Below are 13,664 nucleotides of genomic sequence, written 5' to 3'. Positions count from 1 at the left end.
CCGGGAAGACACAGCCATCTCAGCGACAGCGAGAACTGATTTGTGACGAATCACCCGCTCCGACCGTCTTAATGATGAGCGACCACCTCGCTCCTGACCGAAGCCCCAACGGCGAGGTCGGACACTCATCGAGACAGGACTCGTCATGGCAACCCAGGACCAGAACACCCCCACCACTCCCGCGGAGTCGGAGCTCGCTCAGGCCACGCCGAAGACGGCCGCGCCGAAGTCCGCTGCGGCATCGCGCGTCGACCGTTCGAGCACGTTCTCCACGTCGCGGGTCCCCGCAGACGAGAACGCCGCCGGAAAGACGGTCATCGCCGACGGAGTGGTCGCCAAGATCGCCGGTATCGCCGCCCGTGAGGTTCCGGGCGTCTACGCGCTCGGTGGTGGCGGAGCACGCGCTTTCGGCGCGATCCGCGACGTCATCAACGCCACCGACCTCGCGCAGGGCGTCAAGGTCGAGGTCGGCGAGACCCAGGCCGCGGCTGACCTGACCATCGTGGTCGAGTACCCGGCTCCCGTGCAGGAAGTCGCCGGCAACGTGCGCGCCGCGGTCGCCGGTGCCATCAGCCGTCTGGTCGGACTCGAGGTCGTCGAGGTCAACGTCGAGGTCAACGACGTGCACGTCCCCGGCGACGACAGCGACACCGAAGAGGAGTCGCGAGTCTCATGAGCCCCACCACCACCGGCGCCCTGATCGGCGCCCTCCTCGCTCTGGCGGCACTGCTGTTCGGGTTCTGGGGATTCCTCCTCATGGCCCTGTTCGCAGGCATCGGAGCGCTCGTCGGCCGCATCGCCTCGGGCAAGATCGACGTGCGCGGTCTCGCTGATGCCTTCACCGGGCGGCGTACCTCCTGATGCGCGCCGACCAGCACATCATCGCCGGTGGTGGCCCTTCCGGGGTCACCACCGGCGGGGTCACCGTTCCCGGCCGCATCGACGTGAAAGAGCGCGTGTACCGTACGGTCACCGAACAGGCGTCAGCGACGTTGATCGGTGTGCCTCGTGGTGACGTGAAGGTCGATGTCACCGAGCATCCGGGCGGCATCGCCGTCCGCATCGCCACCCCTCTTCCCATCCCCGACCTGGACGACACCGCCGCGATCGCGCAGACCGTGCCGGTGCTCGATCAGGCCCGCGAGCTGCAGGAGCAGTTGCAGCAGCGCCTGACGTCTCTGCTCGGCAGAGACGTCCATCGGATCAACCTCACCATCACCGGCGCCACGACGCCGGTAAGGAGACGAGTGCTATGAGTACGCCCGTGCTGCGCCGCGTCGTGCGACGCGAGACGCATTCGCCCCGGACCGTCGCGGTGTTCGTCGCCGTCATCGTCCTCATCCTGGCCCTCGCGTACATCGGGCTGGAGATCGTGCTGTACCTCGCCGCACAGCCGGCACTCCTGGCTGATCCCGTCGCCGGATGGGGATGGCTGGTCGGCCTGCCGACAGCGCAGCCCGCGGGTCTTGTCATCGCCGGCAGTGTCGTTCTGGCCGTGATCGGTCTGATCTTCGTCTGGCTGGCGGTCATGCCGGGAAGGCTGTCGAAGCACACCCTCGAGGCCGGAGGTCGCGCTGTCGTCGTCGACAACGGTGTGATCGCGAGTGCGCTCGCCCAGCACCTCTCCGAGGAGATCGGCATCGCGCGCGAGAACATCACCGTCGGCGTCGGCCATCGCAGCGTCGATGTCACGGTGAGGCCCGGCGCGGGCATCCCGCTCGACAAGAGCGACGTGCAGGCGGCGGCAGAGGCCGAACTCGGCACCTATCGACTGACACGCCCTGTTCGCACCCGCGTGCGCATCGAGCGCCCCACCGAGAAGGAAGACGAGCTGTGAACAACACGAACCGTGCGCTGAACCGCACCCTGTTGCTGATCATCGGACTGCTGTTCCTCGGTCTGGGCGCGATCGGAATCGCGATCATGACGTGGCCCACCGCCGCAGACGTGTGGAAGGCCGGCGGCAAAGGTGCGCAATCCTGGCTCGACCAGGCGTTCGCGTCGACGCAGATCGCCGGCAGCCAGATCACCTGGATCGCCGTGGGCGGCGTCGCGGCGATCGTCGTGGTCATCATCCTGCTGATCCTCGCGCTCACCAGCGTGGCAGGGCATCGGTCGAAGACGATCTTCCGCTCCTCTGGCGCGCAAAACCCCCTCGGCCGTGTCACCGTCACCGAGTCGTTCGTGTCGGATGCCGTGAAGAACTCGCTCGACACGCGAGACGAGATCCTCTCGACACACGTGACGGCGAACGACATCCGCCGGGAGCCGGTGCTGCACGTCGCGGTCACCCCGCGCCAGAACACGGACCCGCGGATGCTCGCCGATCACGTGGATCTCCTGCTCGCCAACCTCGCCACCCTGACCGGTCGCGAGACCGAGACCTACATCTCGATCCACACGGGTCTGCGGGCGCGGCTCGCGCACGATCAGCGCCGCCTGTCCTGAGCGCGAGCTCCCCTTCGACGGACGCAGAAAGCCCCGGCCGCATCGGCCGGGGCTTCGTGCGTTCAGCGTGACGTCGGGATGCTCCCGGTGTCGCGCTTGTCACCGTCCGGGGCGGCAGTGCCGGCCTGCGCGCTCGCTCCCTGGCCGCGCATCTCGGCTTCCATGCGCTCCGCCTCCTCGCCGCTGATGGCCTCACCGCGGGCCACGAGTCCCGCCTGATCCGACAGCGGGATCTGCTTGAGGAACAGCGACAGCACGAGTGCGAGCACGATGAACGGCACGAGGTACCAGAACACGGGTGCCAGCGCGTCGGCATAGGCGGTGACGATGCCCTCGCGCACCTCGTCGGGCAGCGAGCTGAGCGTCGACGGATCGATCGTGGATGCGGCCTGCGATGCGGCATCCGGAGAAGCCCCGGCATCCGCGAACACGCCGAGCAGGTTCTCGGTCAGGCGCGTGGTGAAGATCGTGCCGAACACGGCGGTCCCCAGAGAAGCTCCCACCTCGCGGAAGTAGTTGTTCGTGCTGGTCGCGGTACCGATCTCGTTCGAGGGGACCGCGTTCTGCACGACCAGGACCACGACCTGCATGATCAGGCCGAGACCGGCGCCGAACACGAACAGGAACACGCAGATCAGCCAGATCGGTGTCGCCGCCGACAGGGTGGTCATCGAGACCATCGCGATACCCGTGAGGATCGTGCCGACGATCGGGTAGATCTTGTACTTCCCGGTCTTCGAGATCGCGATGCCCGAGAAGATCGACGTGCCGATCAGACCGACCATCATCGGGATCATCAGCAAGCCGGATGCCGCGGCCGAGGTGCCCGATGACATCTGCAGGAACGTCGGCACGAAGCCGATCGCGGCGAACATGCCGATGCCGAGCACGAGGCCGATCGCCGTGGCGTTGATGAAGATCGGGTTGCGGAACAGGCTGAGCGGGATGATCGGATCCTGCACCCGCGATTCCGTGATCACGAACGCCGTGGCTGCGACGACGAGACCGGCGCCCCAGGCCCAGGTGGCGAGCGAACCCCAGCCGAACTCCTTGTCGCCGCCGAAGTCGGTGAAGAAGATGAGGCAGGTCGTCGCGATGGAGAGGAAGATCACGCCGAAGATGTCGATCGGCTTCTGGGCCTTCTTGCTCGGCAGCCTCAGGGCGACCAGCGCGATGATGAACGCCGCGATGCCGACCGGGATGTTGATGTAGAAGGCCCACTGCCACGTCAGATGGGCGACGAAGAAACCGCCCAGCAGTGGACCGGCGACGGCCGAGAGACCGAAGACGGCGCCGAGCGGGCCCATGTACTTGCCGCGCTCGTTGGCCGGCACGATGTCGGCGATGATCGCCTGGGAGAGGATCATGAGTCCACCACCGCCCAGGCCCTGCAGGGCGCGGAACACCACGAACATCCAGAAGTCGGTCGCGAACGCGCAGCCGACGGAGGCAAGCGTGAACAGCGCGATCGCGATCAGGAAGAGGTTGCGCCGTCCCAGCACGTCGCCGAACTTGCCGTAGATGGGCATCACGATCGTGGTGGCGAGCAGATAGGCGGTGGTGATCCACACCTGGTGATCGACGCCGCCGAGCTGGCCGACGATCGTGGGCATGGCCGTCGAGACGATGGTCTGGTCGAGGCTGGAGAGCAGCATGCCCGCGATGAGGGCGCTGAAGATGATCCAGATGCGGCGCTTGGTGAGCAGGAAGGGCGCATCCTTGGTGGCGGTGGCGGACATTCAGCGGTCTTTCTGTGACAGTGCGTAGGCGGAGCGGGCGATGGCGAGGCGTCGAGCCAGCAGGTCGGCGAAGGGCTCGGTGGATTGATGGTGAAGGAGCTGATCCATGCAGAGGCGCACGAGGGCGCCGACGGTGTGGACGATGACCTCGGCGCGGAGATCCGCGTCGGGTCCACTGTCCGGCCGCTGGACGATCAGGCCCATATCGCGTCGCTCGTTCTTGGCGAGCTGCTCGAAGGCCGCCTTGAGCAGGCGCGGTTCCTGCTCGATCACGGCGAAGAGCGCGGGGGCGTCGTCCAGCGGATTGAAGAGCTCGAAGCGATGGATCGTGAGCTCGATGAAGTCGTCGAGCAGATCACCGCTCTGTGCGCAGAACGCGGCTTCGAGCTCCTCCTGGCGGGAGTCGATCACGGCGAAGCCGAAGACCGCGTTCTCCTTGCTCTCGAAGTAGTTGAAGAAGGTGCGGCGGGAGACTCCGACCGAGGCGCACAGCTCCTCGATCGTGAAGCCGGCGAAACCGTGTTCCGAGGTGAGCGCGCGTGCGGTCGTCGTGAGGGCGCGTGAGGTCTCGCGTTTGCGCTGCTCGCGCAATGATTCTGCACTGTCGTTCATAGAGTGCAATTGTGCACTCTGATTCTAAGAGTGCACTGTGAGTGGTCGAGATCGGGTGTGCGGAAAAACTTCGAACGGATCTGTGACGAATTCCGCGTCCGACACGTCTTAGGGGTGTCGATCCACAACGACCCGCACTCCACACCGGTGGTGGCGCACAGACGAAGGAGATCAGCATGGCGAACGCGGCAGGCGGTATTCAGGTCCAGGCGACGCAGGGTCCTGCGACCGGGAAGACCACGATCGAAGACGGCGTCGTCGCCAAGATCGCCGGCATCGCTGCGCGTGACGTGCCCGGCGTCTACGCCCTCGGCGGGGGAGCAGCGCGTGTGGTCGGCGCCATCCGAGACGCCCTGAACACCACCGATCTCTCGCAGGGCATCACCGTCGAGGTCGGCGAGACCCAGGTCGCGGTCGATGTGACGATCGTCGCCGAGTACCCCGTGGCGCTGCAGAAGGTGGCTGATGATGTGCGGGCGGCCATCCACGGCGTGATGGTCGAACTGGTCGGCATGGATGTCGTCGAGATCAACGTGACCATCAACGACGTGCACATCCCCGCGGATGACGACGACGATGCGGCGTCGTCGCGCGTCTGACGCACCCGCGACACGCATTCACGACAACGGACTTCCCGCGGCATCGTCCGCGGGAGAGTATTCGGAACCGAGATCCGGGGCCGAACGGAGGAAGGAAGAGACATGAGCGCTGAAGACAAGATCAAGGCCGCTGCAGAGAAGATCTCCGGCAAGGCCAAGGAGGTCGTCGGCAACGTCACCAACGACGACAAGCTCGTCGCCGAGGGCAAGGCCGAGCAGACCAAGGGCAACGTCCGTGATGCTGCCGAGAACGTGAAGGACGCGTTCAAGAAGTAAGCGGACCGTCGGGGAGGGGCCTGTGCGCCCCTCCCCATCCCTCCTCGAAAGGACACAGCAATGGGCTTCTTCGCCTTCCTGATTCTCGGACTTCTTGCCGGCGCGATCGCGAAACTGATCCTCCCGGGCAAGCAGAGCGGCGGCTGGTTCGTCACCCTGCTGCTCGGCGTCGTCGGAGCGATGCTCGGCGGCTGGCTCGGCGGCCTGCTTTTCAACGTCGGCCTGGACTCGTTCTTCTCCCTGTCGACCTGGGCGCTGGCCATCGGCGGCTCGCTCGTGGTACTGCTCATCTACGGTGCGATCACCGGCCGTCGCTCTCGGGCGTGAGAAAGCGTACGCAATGAAGCGGCATGCAGGTGACGTCGGGTCGAGAACCCGATCCGATGTCACGGCCGCTCCGAATCTCCTCAGGGATCCGAACGAGGGAGTGAGTAGATGGTTGGGGAACGCTTTCACAGCGCACTGGAGGAGGCGGACGACGCAATCGTCGCCGGCCGTGCCATCGACGGTGACGTCGCAGCCTTCGCGGTACTCGTCCGCCGATACACGCCTCTGATGAGGGCCTACACGCAACGGATGCTGAATGCCTCCTCGGACGTGGACGACATCGTGCAGGAGGCCTTCGTCACCGCCTGGCAGCGGTTCTCCGAACTCGAGGATCCCGCGAAGGTCAAGACCTGGCTGATGCGGATCGTGAGCCGGAAGGCCGTGGACCGCATCCGCAGTCTGCGTCCCCTGGTCGATGTCGACGACGTCGAGCAGGAGGCGCCGTCGCACGCGTCGCCGCCGCGGGTGGCCGAGGCGCGGGCGGGGGTCGCGGCCCTCGGCGCTGCGCTCCGCGAGCTCCCCGATGCGCAACGCGAGTGCTGGGTGCTGCGGGAGATCGGCGGGTACTCGTATGACGAGATCTCCGATGAGCTCGGCATCTCCACGAGCACCGCACGCGGCCTGCTGGCTCGTGCCAGGAAATACATGATCGTACGGATGGAGGAGTGGCGATGACTGACGACCACGAGATCCCCGAGCTGCGTCACCTCGGCCTGGAGCCGGACGACCTCGACGGCCATACGCTCGAAGAACTCTCCGACTACCTCGATGCGGGCCGGCAGCCGTCCGATCCGACGATCGACGGCTCTCCGGGATGCCAGCTGGCGCTGGACGCGCTCGAGCGGCTGCAGGGCCTCGGCGGGCAGCTCATCGACGCCGATGCCGCCGCGTCGCCGGATGTCGACGCGAGCTGGGTCGACCGCATTCTCAGCGGCATCGCCCTGGACGCGCGTGCGGGGCGTCGGATCCCCTTCGAAGCGCCGGATCCCTCTGTCGACCTCGGGATCACCGAGGGAGCCGTGCGCGGACTCATCCGCTCGGCGGAGAACGCGGTACCGGGCGTGCTCGTCGGACGGTGCCGGCTGGACGGCGATGTGACGGTGCCCGGTTCGCCGATCCGCATCGACATCGAGGCCAGTGCCCGATTCGGGGAGTCGATCCCCCGCATGGCCGAACGACTGCGGGCGGAGGCCGAGCAGCGGCTGCGTGCGCACACCGAACTCAACATCGTCTCGATCGATGTGAGGATCCGCGACGTCTACGATGTGTCTGCCTGGGCCGAGAGGAGCCGATGATGACGGAGCAGCTGGAGCTGGCATCCGCGATCGATGCGGTGGTGCGGGCGACCCCGGGAGTGGACAACATCTACCGCTCCGGCTCCCTGATCTCGAATCTGGTGGGCGCGGGCGCAGCCGCGCTCGGCGTGCGTGGCGCAGACGAACCGCTCGTCTCGGTGGTCGCGGATGACGACGGCGTGCGGATGGAGGCGTCTGTCGGCGTCGACTCCGCCGTCGGTGCTCCGGCGACGCTGGCGGCCGTCCGGAACGCCATCACCGCTCTGCTCGATGAACGCGGGCTGCATGCCACAGCCATCACACTCACGGTCGTCTACGTGCATTCGCGCGAGGCGTCCTGAGCTACGGCCGGCCCCGGCCGTAGGAGAAGCGCCGCTCCCCCCTCCGCGAGCGGCGCTTCTCGACATCCACGGGCGATGGATCAGGCGATCGCGCGCAGCCCGTCGACGAGGGGCGTGGTCGGACGGCCGATCAGGCGGGCCAGCGTGCCGTCGGTGTCACCGAGGGCACCGTCGCGGATGCCGCCGTCGAGGGCGACGACGAAGCCGACGGTACCGGCGTCGAGCCCCGCGGCCTCGAGAGCAGCGGACTGCTCCTCCGGCGTGAGCGCGTGGTACTCGACCGGGCGGCCGGTGACCTCGGCGATCGCAGCGGCGAGCTCGGCGTAGTTCCAGGCGACGTCGCCGCCGAGCTCATAGGCCTGGCCGATGTGGCCGTCTTCGAGCAGCACGACCGCGACGGCCTCCGCGAAGTCCTTGCGGCTGGCCGAGGCGACTCGTCCCTCGCCGGCGCCCGCCGCGAGCACTCCCGTCTCGGCGGCGCGCGCGAGGTCGGCGGCGTAGTTCTCGGTGTACCAGTTGTTGCGCAGGATCACCGCGGGGAGGCCCGCGGCCGCGATGAGCTCCTCGGTCGCCTTGTGCTCGGGGGCGAGCACCAGGTCGCTGGTGGGAGCCTTCGGGGCGCTCGTGTAGACGAACTTCGTCACGCCTGCGGCCTTCGCCGCATCGATGACCGCCTTGTGCTGGGGCACGCGACGCCCCACCTCGGAGCCGGAGACGAGCGCGACGGCATCGACGCCCTCGAGAGCGGCGGCGACGGTTGCGGGCTGGTCGTAGTCGAGGACGGCTACGGCGACTCCGAGGGCGCTCAGATCTGCGGCCTTGGCGACATCGCGTACGCCGGCGACGATCGACTGCGGCGAGGCGCCGCGCTCCAGGAGGCTTTCGATGATGAGGCGGCCGAGGTTGCCGGTGGCGCCGGTGACGAGAATGGTCATGAGGGTCCTTTCGTAAGTGACACCTCCGACAACCGTTGTCTCGAGGTAAACCTTCCGATCTGCGGGTACCCACTTTGAAGTAAGGTACCTACATGACGGTGAGTTTTGCGCAGATAAAGGAAACGGCTCCCATGCTCTTCGAGCAGGGCTGCGGCACACGCGTCATCCTCGACCACATCATGAGCAAGTGGGGAGTGCTGGTGCTGTCCTCCCTCTCCGAAGGGACCAGGCGCTGGGGTGAGCTTCGACGCGAGGTCGACGGCATCAGCGAGAAGATGCTCGCATCCACGCTGCGCACGCTCACCGATGACGGCCTCGTGCACCGGGAGTCGTTCCCCACGGTGCCCCCGCATGTGGAGTACAGCCTCACCCCGCTCGGGCGGGATCTGATGGAACGGATGCTCCCGCTCGTCGAGTGGGTGGCCGACAACGCCGACGGGATGCTCCGCCGCTCGGAGTGATCGGGCGAAGAAACCACCAGTTGTAGGGGTGGTACCCGTGCGGGCGAAGTGTTTGGCTAAAGGCTTCTGCGGCCGGCGACCGGTGAACGCTTCTCCTCGCGGGCGGCCGCTCCACCACTGGCAAGGAGCCTGATGGACCGTTCATCCGACGAGCCGAGATCGCCTGATCGTCGACAGGTGGTCGTGGGAGCGGCGTGGGCGCTTCCTCTCATCGCAACCGTGATCGCATCACCCCTTCAGGCCGCAAGCGTGATCCCCGTGTGCCCGGTCATCACGGAAGGGGACTGGGGTGGTTGGGTGAATCAAGGCCAGGGACTGGTCGACCCCGGCGGTGCGAACGGAACGAACGGGTGGTTCCGTGCGATGTCCGGGGTGTCTGGCTTCGTGTCCACGCAGGACAGCGTCGCTGTCGCGCCCGCGTCGAACACGCCCCTCGCCTACGTCATCACCGATGTCGTCATCCCCGTCACGCCAGGTGAAACTTATACCTTCGCTGTGCAGGGGGTAGGGCGGTGGGGGAACGGGGCGAACAACGCGAACACGCGGTTCCAGCAGGTGCAGATCAACATCGACGGTGTCGTGCAGTGGCAGGGCGATACCCGTACCAATCTGCTTCCGAGCCTCGGACCGCAGACGATCGGTTTCAACTACCTGGTACCCGCGGGGACGACGACCATCACTTTGACCTACCGTTTCCTCATACCGCCTCGGCCACGCGGCGATGCGCTCGGAGCCAACGACGACATCGCTCTGTCGAATCCGACCATCTCATGCGAGTAGGTCCGGGAACCACGGCGAACGCACGCGCTGACCCTTGACCGGGCCTCTCCCGCGGCCCTATGTTCACACCATGTCGACAACGCCAATCCACCTGGAACGACCCGACGGCAAAGGACTGGCGGCCGGCACACTGGGGCTCTGGGGATCCACCGTCATCGGACTGGCTTCCACGGCTCCCGTGTACTCGCTGGTCGCCTCGCTCGGGTTCGTGGTCATCGCCGTCGGTGCACAGGCGCCGATCGCCTTCGTCATCGCCTTCGTGCCGATGCTGCTCATCGCCTTCGCCTACCGAGAGCTCAACAACGCCGTTCCCGACTGCGGCACCACCTTCACGTGGGGCACCAAGGCCTTCGGGCCGTGGGTGGGCTGGATGGGCGGATGGGGCGTCGCCGTCGCGGGAATGGTCGTGCTCGCGAACCTGGCGCAGATCGCTTCCGTCTACTTCTGGTCATTGATCGGTCAGGATCTGGAGAACAACGACTGGCGTGTCGTCGTGCTCGCCGTCGCCTTCATCGCAGCGATGACCTGGGTCAGCTGGCGCGGCGTGGAGATCGGTGAACGGATCCAGAACATTCTGCTCGGGATCCAGTACCTCGCCCTCACGATCTTCGTGGTGACCGCACTGTGGCAGTTCTTCTCCGGCAGCGCTCCCGGCGCGACCGCGTTCGACTGGAACTGGATGAACCCGTTCGCCTTCACCGATTGGTCGGGGTTCACCGAGGCCATCCTGCTCGCGCTCTTCATCTACTGGGGCTGGGATACCTGCCTGGCGCTGAACGAGGAGACCAAGGACCCCAAGCGCATCCCCGGCCGCGCGGCGCTGCTGACCACCGTCATCCTGCTCTTCACCTACGTCACGGTCACGATCGCGGCGATGATGTACGCGGGTCTCGGCGAGACCGGCACGGGCCTGGGCAACGAGGCCAACGCCGACGACTTCTTCCTCGCGATCAAGGACGGCCTGCTCGGTCCGTTCGGCTGGGTGCTCGTGGTCGCGGTGATCATCTCGGCGATCTCGTCGACGCAGACCACGATCCTGCCGACCGCCCGCGGCACGCTCGCGATGGGCGTGTACCGCGCGCTTCCCGCGAAGTTCAAGGACGTGCACCCGACCTACAAGACACCGTCGTTCTCGACCATCGTGATGGGCGTCGTGGCCTCGGTCTACTACGTCGGGATGACGCTGATCAGCGACAACATCCTGCAGGACTCGATCCTCTCGCTCGGCCTCGCGATCGCCTTCTATTACGCCATCACGGGCTTCGCGTGCGTCTGGTACTTCCGTGCCGATGTCTTCCGCTCTCCGCGCGAATTCTTCTTCAAGGGGCTGTTCCCGCTGCTGGGCGGACTCATGCTCACCGCGGCATTCGTGCAGTCCGCGATCGACATGTGGGACGTGGACTACGGCTACACGGTGCTGTTCGGCATCGGCGGCACCTTCGTGATCGGCATCGGCTCCCTCGCGTTCGGCCTCGTGCTGATGTTCGTCTGGTACCTCTTCCCGCGGTCGAAGCGGTTCTTCCGCGGCGAGAGCCTCAACCGCGACACCGAGGTGATGGTGCCCGACGAGCCCGGCGACTTCATCCGCTCGATCGACGGCGGAATCTGATCGGGGTGCCGTCGACCTAAGCTTGCTGTCGTGCGCATCCGGCTCGACATCGCTTACGACGGCACCCACTTCCGCGGGTGGGCGCGACAGCCGACGCTCCGCACCGTGCAGGGCACGCTCGAGGCAGCGCTGGCGCGTATCGTCGGCTCGGACGTCCGATTCGTCGTCGCCGGGCGCACGGATGCCGGCGTTCACGCGTTGGGCCAGGTCGCGCATGTCGACCTGGACGACAGGCAGTGGGCGCGCATCGAGGCTCGTCAGGGGCGTGCTCCCCAAGACCCCGCCGGGTCGATCGCCGGGCGCATGCGCGGTGTGCTGGGCGCGTACTCCGATGTCACGGTGACGCGGTCCTCACTGGCGCCCGAGGGGTTCGATGCCCGTTTCTCCGCCGTGTGGCGGCGGTACCGGTACCGCCTGGCTGACCAGTCCGCCGGCTTCGATCCGCTGCGTCGCCACGACACCACCGTGGTGCGCGGGCGGTTGGACGAGCAGGCGATGGATGCCGCAGCGCAGAGCCTGATCGGACTCCACGACTTCGCGTCGTACTGCAAGCCGCGTGACGAGGCGACCACCATCCGTACCCTGCTCGACTACCGCTGGAACCGTGACACCGACGGCGTGCTGATCGCCGAGGTCAAGGCGGATGCCTTCTGCCACAGCATGGTGCGTGCGCTCGTCGGCGGCTGTGTGGCTGTCGGGGAGGGGCGTCTCGATGTCGCCGATCTCGTGGTGCTGCGAGACGCGGTGACCCGGACGAGCGCATTCAAGGTGCTGGCCGCGCGCGGTCTGACCCTGATGGAAGTCGGCTACCCGGCCGACGACCTGCTCGCAGCGCGCGCAGAGCAGACGCGCGCTCGCCGCGACAGCGAGTAGCGGGTCGATCCGTTGCCCGGCCTCAGCTCGGGACAGAAGAGCGATCGTCGGCGGGAGGCGTGCCGCCGACGAGCGAGATCATGTCATCGAGGATGAGCCCGAGCACCGGAGCCGCGTCGATCCCGTCGGCGACCGGCGTGCGTTCGCCGTCCCGGCGCTGGGCGCGCAGCATCATGGAGACGCAGCGGGCCGGCGGGTTCGTCACGGCCCGTATCATCCGCGACGAACCGCCCTCAATCCGGCGGGACGAGCAGCGTGTCGCCCCGCGGAGTCGGCTCGACGCGACCGAGGATTTCATCCTTCAGTGACACGCCGTGCTCTCCGTCTCCGACGCTCCGCGTGCAGACGCCTCATGCGCACGGCAGCGATGATCCCCGAGGCGATGAGCACGAGACTGAACGGGGCGACGAGCCAATGCCAGCCGATCGGGTAGCCATCAGCGCCCGGTGTCCAGAGCGCCCCCGTCGGGTCCTTCTCGAACGCGGCCACGAAGATCGTCATATACCCGGCCAGCAGAGGCACGAACGTCATGTAGGCGATGTCGTCGGCGATCTCGAGCCCGCCGAGCAGCAGGTAGGCGGAGGCGCAGCCGATCGCGATCAGCCCGGTCGTGATCGTGAGCCACGCGGGCACGCTCAGCACCGGCCACGGCAGCAGAGAATCTCCGAAGCTCAAGCACTCGTTGGAGTAATAGACCCGACCGCAGTTGAGGATGAGGCGGGCGCCGACAGGCACGATCCACTGCGCCAATGTCGCGATCGTAGCGAGGATGGCGATCAATCGTAGGACGCCGAGTCGCAGGGGCAGCCAGCCGCGATTGAGTCCGAAGATGGGCTGTGTCGAGAACGGCACGGTGTCAGTCTACGGTCGGCCGAAAGAGCAGTAGACCGGGGTGCCGTTAGTCGGCCTTCGCAGTCTTCAGCGTGTCGCGAGCATCGCGGAGGCGTTCACGGTCAGAGTTCTTCCGCTGTGAGGGTCAGAATGATGGGCCGGAGCCCGGGCAGAGCAGAGCGGGCGGGGCGGTGCATGTCACCGACCCGCCCGCTCGAAACGCTGCCGCGTTGTCAGCTGCCGGCGAGCTGCTGGTCCAGGTCCTGGATTGCGCGCATCATGCCGAGCAGCGACTCGGACATGTCGTTGATGCCGTCGACCGCGGTCTTCAGACCCGTGGTCAGCTCGGTGTAGCCCTCACCGAACTTGCCCGACGCGTGCTGCGTCTTGAAGTCCTCACCCAGAAGGGTGTCGACCTGACCCTTCAGCGTGTCCAGCTGACCCTGAATGTCATCACGAGCCTGCGACAGCGACGACGCCACCTGCTCCATCTCTGCATAAGACGCACCGAAATCGGCCATCGTCCACACCTCCGAAA

The 13,664-nt window shown here is 66.7% G+C and carries 21 protein-coding genes; 15 read left to right on the top strand and 6 right to left on the bottom strand.

Features of this window, described 5'->3' with window-relative positions:
- The first annotated feature begins 145 nt into the window (after positions 1–145).
- The 5 genes from ACIOVG_RS03295 to ACIOVG_RS03275 are packed head-to-tail and all read left to right on the top strand — an operon-like array spanning position 146 to position 2,448.
- Positions 146–676 carry an Asp23/Gls24 family envelope stress response protein gene (locus ACIOVG_RS03295; protein ID WP_400869006.1) on the top strand — a complete coding sequence of 177 codons (531 nt, stop codon included), beginning with the start codon at positions 146–148 and terminating at the stop codon, positions 674–676.
- The gene (locus ACIOVG_RS03290) at positions 673–861 is read left to right on the top strand and encodes a DUF2273 domain-containing protein (RefSeq protein ID WP_141872954.1); all 189 of its coding nucleotides are present in this window, start codon (positions 673–675) and stop codon (positions 859–861) included. Before ACIOVG_RS03295 ends, ACIOVG_RS03290 begins: the two co-directional genes overlap by 4 nt.
- On the top strand, positions 861–1,256 hold the full coding sequence (locus tag ACIOVG_RS03285; RefSeq protein WP_400869004.1) for a hypothetical protein: 396 nt from the start codon (positions 861–863) through the stop codon (positions 1,254–1,256). Before ACIOVG_RS03290 ends, ACIOVG_RS03285 begins: the two co-directional genes overlap by 1 nt.
- The gene (locus ACIOVG_RS03280) at positions 1,253–1,837 is read left to right on the top strand and encodes a DUF6286 domain-containing protein (RefSeq protein WP_400869002.1); all 585 of its coding nucleotides are present in this window, start codon (positions 1,253–1,255) and stop codon (positions 1,835–1,837) included. The genes ACIOVG_RS03285 and ACIOVG_RS03280 overlap by 4 nt, the downstream gene beginning before the upstream one ends.
- Positions 1,834–2,448, top strand: coding sequence for a hypothetical protein (locus ACIOVG_RS03275; RefSeq protein WP_400869000.1), 615 nt, complete (start codon positions 1,834–1,836; stop codon positions 2,446–2,448). The genes ACIOVG_RS03280 and ACIOVG_RS03275 overlap by 4 nt, the downstream gene beginning before the upstream one ends.
- 62 nt (positions 2,449–2,510) lie before the next feature.
- On the opposite strand, the gene ACIOVG_RS03270 is transcribed toward ACIOVG_RS03275, so the two are convergent.
- Positions 2,511–4,187, bottom strand: coding sequence for an MDR family MFS transporter (locus ACIOVG_RS03270; RefSeq protein ID WP_400868998.1), 1,677 nt, complete (start codon positions 4,185–4,187; stop codon positions 2,511–2,513).
- The gene (locus ACIOVG_RS03265; protein WP_400868996.1) at positions 4,188–4,799 is read right to left on the bottom strand and encodes a TetR/AcrR family transcriptional regulator; all 612 of its coding nucleotides are present in this window, start codon (positions 4,797–4,799) and stop codon (positions 4,188–4,190) included.
- A gap of 176 nt (positions 4,800–4,975) precedes the next feature.
- Between ACIOVG_RS03265 and ACIOVG_RS03260 the strand changes: the two genes are divergently transcribed.
- The 6 genes from ACIOVG_RS03260 to ACIOVG_RS03235 all read left to right on the top strand — a co-directional run bounded on the left by ACIOVG_RS03260 (position 4,976) and on the right by ACIOVG_RS03235 (position 7,637).
- Positions 4,976–5,398: an Asp23/Gls24 family envelope stress response protein gene (locus ACIOVG_RS03260; RefSeq protein ID WP_400868994.1), complete on the top strand. Its 423-nt coding sequence runs from the start codon at positions 4,976–4,978 to the stop codon at positions 5,396–5,398.
- Between the two features lie 102 nt (positions 5,399–5,500).
- Positions 5,501–5,674, top strand: coding sequence for a CsbD family protein (locus tag ACIOVG_RS03255; protein ID WP_247629287.1), 174 nt, complete (start codon positions 5,501–5,503; stop codon positions 5,672–5,674).
- Positions 5,675–5,734: 60 nt separating this feature from the next.
- Entirely contained in the window at positions 5,735–6,001 is a 267-nt protein-coding gene (locus tag ACIOVG_RS03250) for a GlsB/YeaQ/YmgE family stress response membrane protein (protein ID WP_400868992.1), read from the top strand.
- A gap of 108 nt (positions 6,002–6,109) precedes the next feature.
- Positions 6,110–6,676 (top strand): RNA polymerase sigma factor, encoded by a 567-nt coding sequence (locus tag ACIOVG_RS03245; protein WP_400868990.1) that lies wholly within the window; start codon positions 6,110–6,112, stop codon positions 6,674–6,676.
- The gene (locus tag ACIOVG_RS03240) at positions 6,673–7,296 is read left to right on the top strand and encodes a hypothetical protein (protein ID WP_400868988.1); all 624 of its coding nucleotides are present in this window, start codon (positions 6,673–6,675) and stop codon (positions 7,294–7,296) included. The genes ACIOVG_RS03245 and ACIOVG_RS03240 overlap by 4 nt, the downstream gene beginning before the upstream one ends.
- Positions 7,296–7,637 carry a hypothetical protein gene (locus ACIOVG_RS03235; protein ID WP_400868986.1) on the top strand — a complete coding sequence of 114 codons (342 nt, stop codon included), beginning with the start codon at positions 7,296–7,298 and terminating at the stop codon, positions 7,635–7,637. Before ACIOVG_RS03240 ends, ACIOVG_RS03235 begins: the two co-directional genes overlap by 1 nt.
- Positions 7,638–7,717: 80 nt before the next feature.
- Here ACIOVG_RS03235 and ACIOVG_RS03230 read toward each other — a convergent pair whose 3' ends face one another.
- Positions 7,718–8,572 carry an SDR family oxidoreductase gene (locus tag ACIOVG_RS03230; RefSeq protein WP_400868984.1) on the bottom strand — a complete coding sequence of 285 codons (855 nt, stop codon included), beginning with the start codon at positions 8,570–8,572 and terminating at the stop codon, positions 7,718–7,720.
- A gap of 92 nt (positions 8,573–8,664) precedes the next feature.
- Between ACIOVG_RS03230 and ACIOVG_RS03225 the strand changes: the two genes are divergently transcribed.
- The 4 genes from ACIOVG_RS03225 (at position 8,665) to truA (ending at position 12,295) form a co-directional block, all read left to right on the top strand.
- Positions 8,665–9,033 carry a winged helix-turn-helix transcriptional regulator gene (locus ACIOVG_RS03225; protein WP_400868982.1) on the top strand — a complete coding sequence of 123 codons (369 nt, stop codon included), beginning with the start codon at positions 8,665–8,667 and terminating at the stop codon, positions 9,031–9,033.
- Positions 9,034–9,165: 132 nt separating this feature from the next.
- Positions 9,166–9,813: a hypothetical protein gene (locus ACIOVG_RS03220; RefSeq protein ID WP_400868980.1), complete on the top strand. Its 648-nt coding sequence runs from the start codon at positions 9,166–9,168 to the stop codon at positions 9,811–9,813.
- Between the two features lie 70 nt (positions 9,814–9,883).
- Positions 9,884–11,422 (top strand): APC family permease, encoded by a 1,539-nt coding sequence (locus tag ACIOVG_RS03215; RefSeq protein WP_400868978.1) that lies wholly within the window; start codon positions 9,884–9,886, stop codon positions 11,420–11,422.
- Between the two features lie 30 nt (positions 11,423–11,452).
- Entirely contained in the window at positions 11,453–12,295 is an 843-nt protein-coding gene (gene truA / locus ACIOVG_RS03210) for a tRNA pseudouridine(38-40) synthase TruA (RefSeq protein ID WP_400868976.1), read from the top strand.
- 22 nt (positions 12,296–12,317) lie between these two features.
- On the opposite strand, the gene ACIOVG_RS03205 is transcribed toward truA, so the two are convergent.
- The 3 genes from ACIOVG_RS03205 to ACIOVG_RS03195 form a co-directional block, all read right to left on the bottom strand.
- Complete coding sequence (locus ACIOVG_RS03205) at positions 12,318–12,500, bottom strand: hypothetical protein (protein ID WP_400868974.1); 183 nt, start codon at positions 12,498–12,500, stop codon at positions 12,318–12,320.
- Between the two features lie 89 nt (positions 12,501–12,589).
- Positions 12,590–13,147, bottom strand: a complete 558-nt coding sequence (locus ACIOVG_RS03200; RefSeq protein ID WP_400868972.1) for a hypothetical protein — start codon at positions 13,145–13,147, stop codon at positions 12,590–12,592.
- A 212-nt stretch (positions 13,148–13,359) separates the two neighbouring features.
- On the bottom strand, positions 13,360–13,647 hold the full coding sequence (locus ACIOVG_RS03195; RefSeq protein WP_028501988.1) for a WXG100 family type VII secretion target: 288 nt from the start codon (positions 13,645–13,647) through the stop codon (positions 13,360–13,362).
- Positions 13,648–13,664 lie beyond the last annotated feature (17 nt).

The organism is Microbacterium sp. NPDC087591 (assembly GCF_044743625.1).
In the GTDB taxonomy this organism is placed as follows: Bacteria; Actinomycetota; Actinomycetes; order Actinomycetales; family Microbacteriaceae; genus Microbacterium.
Note: the sequence above shows the minus strand (reverse complement) of the source record. Positions and strands in the feature narration are given on the sequence as shown.

What these genes read in the sequence shown, in the direction of transcription:
- ACIOVG_RS03295 (WP_400869006.1), top strand. Translation starts at nt 146, where the DNA reads ATGGCAACCCAGGACCAGAACACCCCCACCACTCCCGCGGAGTCGGAG.
- ACIOVG_RS03290 (WP_141872954.1), top strand. Translation starts at nt 673, where the DNA reads ATGAGCCCCACCACCACCGGCGCCCTGATCGGCGCCCTCCTCGCTCTG.
- ACIOVG_RS03285 (WP_400869004.1), top strand. Translation starts at nt 861, where the DNA reads ATGCGCGCCGACCAGCACATCATCGCCGGTGGTGGCCCTTCCGGGGTC.
- ACIOVG_RS03280 (WP_400869002.1), top strand. Translation starts at nt 1,253, where the DNA reads ATGAGTACGCCCGTGCTGCGCCGCGTCGTGCGACGCGAGACGCATTCG.
- ACIOVG_RS03270 (WP_400868998.1), bottom strand. Translation starts at nt 4,187, where the DNA reads ATGTCCGCCACCGCCACCAAGGATGCGCCCTTCCTGCTCACCAAGCGC.
- ACIOVG_RS03265 (WP_400868996.1), bottom strand. Translation starts at nt 4,799, where the DNA reads ATGAACGACAGTGCAGAATCATTGCGCGAGCAGCGCAAACGCGAGACC.
- ACIOVG_RS03260 (WP_400868994.1), top strand. Translation starts at nt 4,976, where the DNA reads ATGGCGAACGCGGCAGGCGGTATTCAGGTCCAGGCGACGCAGGGTCCT.
- ACIOVG_RS03255 (WP_247629287.1), top strand. Translation starts at nt 5,501, where the DNA reads ATGAGCGCTGAAGACAAGATCAAGGCCGCTGCAGAGAAGATCTCCGGC.
- ACIOVG_RS03250 (WP_400868992.1), top strand. Translation starts at nt 5,735, where the DNA reads ATGGGCTTCTTCGCCTTCCTGATTCTCGGACTTCTTGCCGGCGCGATC.
- ACIOVG_RS03245 (WP_400868990.1), top strand. Translation starts at nt 6,110, where the DNA reads ATGGTTGGGGAACGCTTTCACAGCGCACTGGAGGAGGCGGACGACGCA.
- ACIOVG_RS03240 (WP_400868988.1), top strand. Translation starts at nt 6,673, where the DNA reads ATGACTGACGACCACGAGATCCCCGAGCTGCGTCACCTCGGCCTGGAG.
- ACIOVG_RS03235 (WP_400868986.1), top strand. Translation starts at nt 7,296, where the DNA reads ATGACGGAGCAGCTGGAGCTGGCATCCGCGATCGATGCGGTGGTGCGG.
- ACIOVG_RS03230 (WP_400868984.1), bottom strand. Translation starts at nt 8,572, where the DNA reads ATGACCATTCTCGTCACCGGCGCCACCGGCAACCTCGGCCGCCTCATC.
- ACIOVG_RS03225 (WP_400868982.1), top strand. Translation starts at nt 8,665, where the DNA reads ATGACGGTGAGTTTTGCGCAGATAAAGGAAACGGCTCCCATGCTCTTC.
- ACIOVG_RS03220 (WP_400868980.1), top strand. Translation starts at nt 9,166, where the DNA reads ATGGACCGTTCATCCGACGAGCCGAGATCGCCTGATCGTCGACAGGTG.
- ACIOVG_RS03215 (WP_400868978.1), top strand. Translation starts at nt 9,884, where the DNA reads ATGTCGACAACGCCAATCCACCTGGAACGACCCGACGGCAAAGGACTG.
- ACIOVG_RS03195 (WP_028501988.1), bottom strand. Translation starts at nt 13,647, where the DNA reads ATGGCCGATTTCGGTGCGTCTTATGCAGAGATGGAGCAGGTGGCGTCG.